Source organism: Arthrobacter sp. Hiyo1 (assembly GCF_001263615.2).
In the GTDB taxonomy this organism is placed as follows: Bacteria; Actinomycetota; Actinomycetes; order Actinomycetales; family Micrococcaceae; genus Arthrobacter.
Genome location: NZ_DF952469.1, coordinates 185,439 through 191,350 on the forward strand (window position 1 = coordinate 185,439; position 5,912 = coordinate 191,350).

General features: G+C 64.8%; 7 protein-coding genes and 1 pseudogene. 3 read left to right on the forward strand and 5 right to left on the reverse strand.

Annotated features, from left to right (window positions below):
• The 3 genes from AHiyo1_RS05480 to AHiyo1_RS05490 form a co-directional block, all read right to left on the reverse strand.
• Window positions 1-327 (reverse strand): GNAT family N-acetyltransferase (locus tag AHiyo1_RS05480; RefSeq protein WP_148667479.1); only part of this gene is annotated, 327 nt, incomplete at its 3' end.
• Window positions 328-329: 2 nt separating this feature from the next.
• Window positions 330-1,715 (reverse strand): glycine--tRNA ligase, encoded by a 1,386-nt coding sequence (locus AHiyo1_RS05485; RefSeq protein WP_059387867.1) that lies wholly within the window; start codon window positions 1,713-1,715, stop codon window positions 330-332.
• 87 nt (window positions 1,716-1,802) lie between these two features.
• Entirely contained in the window at window positions 1,803-2,849 is a 1,047-nt protein-coding gene (locus AHiyo1_RS05490) for a DMT family transporter (protein ID WP_172465504.1), read from the reverse strand.
• A gap of 33 nt (window positions 2,850-2,882) precedes the next feature.
• Between AHiyo1_RS05490 and AHiyo1_RS05495 the strand changes: the two genes are divergently transcribed.
• Window positions 2,883-3,113 (forward strand): RNA-binding S4 domain-containing protein, encoded by a 231-nt coding sequence (locus AHiyo1_RS05495; protein ID WP_059387868.1) that lies wholly within the window; start codon window positions 2,883-2,885, stop codon window positions 3,111-3,113.
• Window positions 3,114-3,178: 65 nt separating this feature from the next.
• Here AHiyo1_RS05495 and AHiyo1_RS05500 read toward each other — a convergent pair whose 3' ends face one another.
• A complete protein-coding gene (locus AHiyo1_RS05500; RefSeq protein WP_059387869.1) occupies window positions 3,179-3,826 on the reverse strand; it encodes an alpha/beta hydrolase in 648 nt (215 codons plus the stop codon).
• A 75-nt stretch (window positions 3,827-3,901) separates the two neighbouring features.
• Here AHiyo1_RS05500 and AHiyo1_RS05505 point away from each other — a divergent pair, with 75 nt between their 5' ends.
• Both AHiyo1_RS05505 and AHiyo1_RS05510 read left to right on the forward strand, forming a co-directional pair.
• Window positions 3,902-4,738: an SGNH/GDSL hydrolase family protein gene (locus tag AHiyo1_RS05505; protein ID WP_059387870.1), complete on the forward strand. Its 837-nt coding sequence runs from the start codon at window positions 3,902-3,904 to the stop codon at window positions 4,736-4,738.
• Window positions 4,739-4,803: 65 nt separating this feature from the next.
• A complete protein-coding gene (locus AHiyo1_RS05510) occupies window positions 4,804-5,196 on the forward strand; it encodes a hypothetical protein (RefSeq protein ID WP_059387871.1) in 393 nt (130 codons plus the stop codon).
• Between the two features lies 1 nt (window position 5,197).
• On the opposite strand, the pseudogene AHiyo1_RS26205 reads toward AHiyo1_RS05510, so the two are convergent.
• Window positions 5,198-5,912: pseudogene (locus AHiyo1_RS26205) on the reverse strand (homoserine O-acetyltransferase family protein); the annotation flags it as partial.

Sequence of the window (5,912 nt, forward strand, 5' to 3'; positions counted from 1 at the left end):
CGACTGCCCGGCTTCGCGCCGCAGCATGGTCAGGAGCGTGGCCCCGATCCCGCTCCGGCGGTGGTCCTTGGCAACCTCGATGTAGGCCCAGAGACGTTCCGCGTGCAGGGACGCCTCGTGGACCACCCCCGCGGCCACCGGAATTGCGATGCCGTCAACGACGTCTTCCGCCACGATGCACCGGCGCCAAGGGTGGCCCTGGCCGCTGTTGCTCGACGGCGCAAGGGCGGCGCGGAATTGCTGGGCCGGCAGGGTCTCCGGCCCACCCCACATTTCCAGGAGCGCGAGGTCGTCGCCCTCACGCCATTCGCGGTACTCGATGGACACGCTTAGGCGCCGATCAGCCGTGCGGCCAGGTAGCCCTCCACCTTGTCCAGGGACACACGTTCCTGGCTCATGGTGTCGCGCTCACGAATGGTGACGGCCTGGTCATCGAGGGTGTCGAAGTCCACGGTGATGCAGAACGGGGTACCGATCTCGTCCTGGCGACGGTAGCGGCGGCCGATGGCGCCGGCGTCGTCGAAGTCGATGTTCCAGTTCTTGCGCAGCTGGGTGCCCAAGTCCTTGGCCTTCGGGGACAGGTCCTCGTTGCGGCTCAGGGGCAGCACGGCTGCCTTGACCGGCGCCAGGCGCGGGTCAAGCTTCAGGACGGTACGGACGTCGACGCCGCCCTTGGCGTTGGGTGCCTCGTCTTCCGTGTAGGCGTCCACAAGGAAGGCCATGAAGGAGCGCGTCAGGCCGGCGGCCGGTTCAATGACGTACGGCGTGTAGCGCTCGTTGGTGGCCTGGTTGAAGTAGCTGAGGTCCTGACCGGAGGCCTTCGAGTGGGTGGAGAGGTCGAAGTCGGTGCGGTTGGCGATGCCCTCAAGCTCGCCCCACTCGGAGCCCTGGAAACCGAAGCGGTACTCGATGTCCGTGGTGCCCTTGGAGTAGTGGCTGAGCTTGTCCTGCGGGTGCTCGAAGAAACGCAGGTTCTCCGGCCGGATGCCCAGATCGGTGTACCAGGACATGCGTTCTTTCATCCAGTACTGGTGCCATTCCTCATCCGTGCCCGGCTCGACGAAGAATTCCATTTCCATCTGTTCGAACTCGCGGGTGCGGAAGATGAAGTTGCCCGGCGTGATCTCGTTGCGGAAGGACTTGCCGATCTGGCCGATGCCGAACGGCGGCTTCTTGCGGGACGTGGTGAGCACGTTGCTGAAGTTGACGAAGATGCCTTGCGCGGTTTCCGGGCGCAGGTAGTGCAGGCCTTCTTCACTGGCCACGGGGCCCAGGAACGTCTTGAGCAAGCCGGAGAACTCCTGCGGTTCGGTCCACTGGCCGCGGGTGCCGCAGTTGGCGCAGGCGATGTCCTTGAGGCCGTTTTCGGCGGGACGGCCCTTCTTTTCCTCGTACTCTTCCTCGAGGTGGTCGGCGCGGTAGCGCTTGTGGCAGGAAAGGCACTCGACCAGGGGGTCGGAGAACACCTCGACGTGGCCGGAGGCTTCCCATACCTGGCGGGGCAGGATCACGGAGGAATCCAGGCCCACCACGTCTTCGCGGCCGCGGACAACGCTCTGCCACCACTGGCGCTTGATGTTTTCCTTGAGCTCGGCACCGAGGGGGCCGTAGTCCCACGCGGACCGGGAGCCACCATAGATTTCACCGGCCTGGAACACGAAGCCCCTCCGCTTGGAGAGGGAAATGACCTGGTCGAGGACGGATTTTGCTGCCATGGGTACTCCAATGTTCTACAGGGCCGCTGGGTGCGGTCCGTGGTTGTGCGCGAAGGTAATGCTGTGCAGGAAGCTGCGTGTCCTAGCCTACCGGCCTTTGGCCGCTGTCCTGCCTCCGGGACCCGCCTGGCTACCCTTGGCGGGACGGCGGCGAGAGAGAGCGCCCTTCGGCCAAGGCAGCGTGGCAACGATGATGGCGAACAGGGTCAGCAAGGTGCCAAGGATCGTGGGGAAAGCCACCAAGGTTCCCGGAGCCGGCAGGATCAGGTCAAGCGCGAGGGATCCGAGCAGCTGCCCGGCAATCATCCCCAGCCCCGTCACCAAAACACCGAGGCTGCGGACCAACAAAGCAGCCAGGCCGATAAAGACGCACCCCATCGGGCCGCCCACGTAATACCACCACTCAGCAGGAAGCGCGTGCCCGGGACCAAGCAACGACACCTTGATGAGCCAGGCGATCCAGAGAATGACCGTTCCGGCCACGAAATTCACCAGCGTCGCGGCGATGGGGCTGCCGTAGTGCACCGTGGCAGTCCCGTTCATGGCTTGTTGGAAACTCATGAGGCAACCCGCCACGACTGGCAACAGGATCGGGAACAGCAAGGACCCGACGTCGGCCGCAGCCCCGAGGCGCGGCGACACGGCCCAGGCGACGGCGGCGATCGTCAGGATGCTTCCCAAAATCCTGACCCCCGTGATCGAGCGTTTCCCGCCGGGACCGATGCCGAGCCGGTCCACGAACAGGCCGCTCACGGTCTGCCCTGTGATCACGGCTACCGTGAACAACGCGACTCCAAGAAGGCCAATGGTGAACGATTGGGCAATCACGTAGAGAGCGCCGATCCCGCCAGCCACCACATAGAACCGCGGAAAGCTGCGCTCCTTGACGGCAGGCACTATTCGGCGCAAACCAGCGCGGCCCTTCGGCAGCGCAAGGCCGATCACGGCGATCAATACCAGCCCGGTAGTGAAGCTGACGACGGCGGCCGCCACGCCGTCGTCGAGCTTTGCCCCCAGCGCACTGTTGATCCGGCCTTGGACCGGAAGCAGGGTACCGTTGGCCACCGCGAGAAGCAGGCCGGTGAGCAACGGACGGGAGGTGCTTCGGATGGCGGGACGGGACGATTGCGGCATTTTCACCACCTTACTTCAGGCATCATTGCTTGTATGAGCAACCCGGAAATCGAAGAAATCCCCATCCGCGACGACATGATCCGACTCGGCCAGCTCCTGAAGCTCGCCAACCTGGTGGAGGACGGCGTGGAAGCCACGGAACTCATCAAGAACGGCCTGGTCAAAGTCAACGGCGAGATCGACGATCGGCGCGGCCGCCAACTCCATGTCGGCGATACGGTGACCGTCAACGGACAGACGGTGCGGATCGCGGCCGCTTCCTAGGGCAACGCGGGGTCACTTACGGCCCATAACGTGCCTCGGGATGGGCCGTAAGTGACCCCGCGTTGCTACGAGAGGACCTTGTGCTCCAGGAATTCGCCAACGTGGCCGATTTCCTGCTGGTTGATGCCGTGCCACATGCCTGTGTAGAGCACCTTGGTGAGGTCTGTGTGCTTTCGGACCCAGTCCATGGTGTATTCGATCTTGTCCGGGGTGATAACAGGATCCTGCTGGTCCCGTCCCCAGAAGAGCGGCACGGAACCGTCCAGTTCGGCGTCGCGGAATGCGGGGTCCGCATCGGCGTCGACGGCGAAGCCTGAAAGCCCGACGACGGCGGCAAAGTCCGCCGGGCGCTGCCGCAACAGCGAGGTGGCCATGGCCATGCCCATGGAAAAGCCGAGAAGCGTCACCGAGCTGTGGTTGGACTTGAAGGAGTCCAACCAGGAAAACACGTACTCCGCGGCGTCCTTGACGGCGTCGAGGGAATAGTCGATGGACGCCGTGAGCGGGAACCACGTGAAGCCCGGGCCCGTCGCGATCGGCGCACGGAGCGAAGCGACGACGAAGTCCTGGGGCAACAAGCCTGCAAGGCTGAAGAGGTCCTGCTCGTTGGACCCGTAACCGTGCAACAGGACCAGCAATGGCTTGCCAGCCCGCTCCTCCTCTTCGTGGGACCACAAAACGACCGGGGCAGGAAAGGCGGAAGCTTGACTCATGGGACTATTCTTACAGTTACCCATGAGTAACAAGCTACGGGCGCGTGGCGTTGCAGCAAGAGGCAGGATATCGACGTGAGTGACATTGATCCCACGGTGGGACCAAAGCCGGACGAACGGATTCATCCGTGGACCCGCTACGTGGCATTGGGTGATTCCTTTACCGAAGGGATCGGCGACCCCGAGCCCAACAACCCCGGGGGACATCGCGGCTGGGCCGACCGCGTAGCCGAGGAACTGAGCCGGGGACACCGGGATTTCGCCTACGCCAACCTGGCCATCCGCGGGCGGTTGCTCCAGCAGATCCTCGACGAACAACTTGGCCCGTGCATGGACCTCAAGCCGGACCTCGTGAGCATCTCCGCGGGCGGCAACGACCTCATCCGTCCCGGCGGCGATCCCGACGCCTTGGCCGAGAAACTCGATGCCGCAGTGCAGACCCTGAGTTCCGACGGCGCCACCGTGGTTCTCTTCAACGGTCCGGACACCGCGTCATCGGTCCTCGGCCGGATCCGCGGCAAAGTGGCCATCTACAACGAAAACCTCCGCACGGTGGCCGCCCGCCACGATGCCGTGATCGCCGATATGTGGTCCCTGCGGCAACTCTCCAACTCCCAGATGTGGGACGAAGACCGCCTGCACTTCTCGCCGCTCGGCCATCACACCATCGCGGCGATGGTCCTCGATTCACTCAACGTGCCCCACAACCTCGAGCCGCTGTTCCCCAAGCCGCTCCCCCAGCGCAGCTGGCGCGAGGCCCGCTCGGGCGACCTCGTATGGGCCCGGGAGTATTTTGTCCCGTGGGTCATCCGCCGGATCCGGCACCGCTCCTCCGGCGACGGCATCCTGCCGAAACGCCCGACGCCGGGACCCGTCTTCGGTCCTGCCGACACCATCCTGCCCCGGAGCTGAACCGGAGCCGTGTGGGTCACAGGGACCGGGGCTAAGCTGGTGAAAGACTAGGGAGGCCCTCCACCGTGAACAATGTGATCTTCTGGATCATCGTCTGCTCCTGGCTGATTCCCATGGGGATCCGCATGTACAACCGATCGCGCCAGCGCAGGCTCCGGGACTTCCCTCCGCAGGATTACCCCGGGCAGCCTTATCCTCCGCAGGATTACCCCGTCGGATACCCGGAGCAACCCCCGGTCATCTTCCCGGCTGAGCCGCAACCCCCGGTGGGAATGCCCGCACCTCAGGCCGCTCCGCCGTCGTCGGCTACTCCGCAAGCGAACAGCGCGCCCCAGCCGGACAGCGCGCCGCAAGGCTACCGGGCACGGAAACTGGCCGAACTCGACCAGGAGTACAGCGACGGGAAAATTGCCATGGAGGACTACATGAAGCTCCGCCAGGAGATCATGAACGGCTGATTCAGCCGAAGAACGCCTCCCGCAGCTGGGGGCCGAGCTGGCCAATCTCGGTGAGGAAACCGTCGTGCCCGATGGGCGCCTCGATCACATGAACGGGGACTTCTCCGGGCAAGGCCTTGGCCAGCTCGTGCGATTGTTCCGGGAAATAGAGCCGGTCCGAGTCCACCGAGGCAACGAAGAACTTCGCCGTGGCCACGGACAACGCGTCCTCCAACGAGCCCCGGCCGCGAGTGATGTCGTGGCTCATGAGCGCCTCGGTGATGGCGATGTAGCTGTTGGCGTCGAAGCGCTGGACCAGCTTGCGTCCCTGGTGGTCGAGGTAGCTCTCCACCTGGTAGCGGCCACGGTCCCCTAAGGCCGCAGCCTGTAGGGGTGCCTCGCCGCCTTGGGCGTTCCTGCCGAAGCGGAAGTCCAGTTCATCCGCCGAACGGTAGGTGATGTGGGCGATCCGCCGGGCGAGGGCCAGCCCCGCCTCGGGCGCTGCCTGGCCATAGTAGTCGCCGCCCTTGAAGTCGGCGTCCTGCCGGATGGCGAGCGTCTGGGCCTGCGCGAACGCAATCTGTTCGGCAGTGCTGTACGCCCCGATCGAAATCACGGCACATGCTTGACGCGGTCCGGATAGCTGACGGCCCATTCCAGTGCGCGGGCACCGCCCATGGACCGCCCACACGTGTGCCAGCTGTGGATCCCCAAGCGTCGGCCGACCGGGCTTCGGC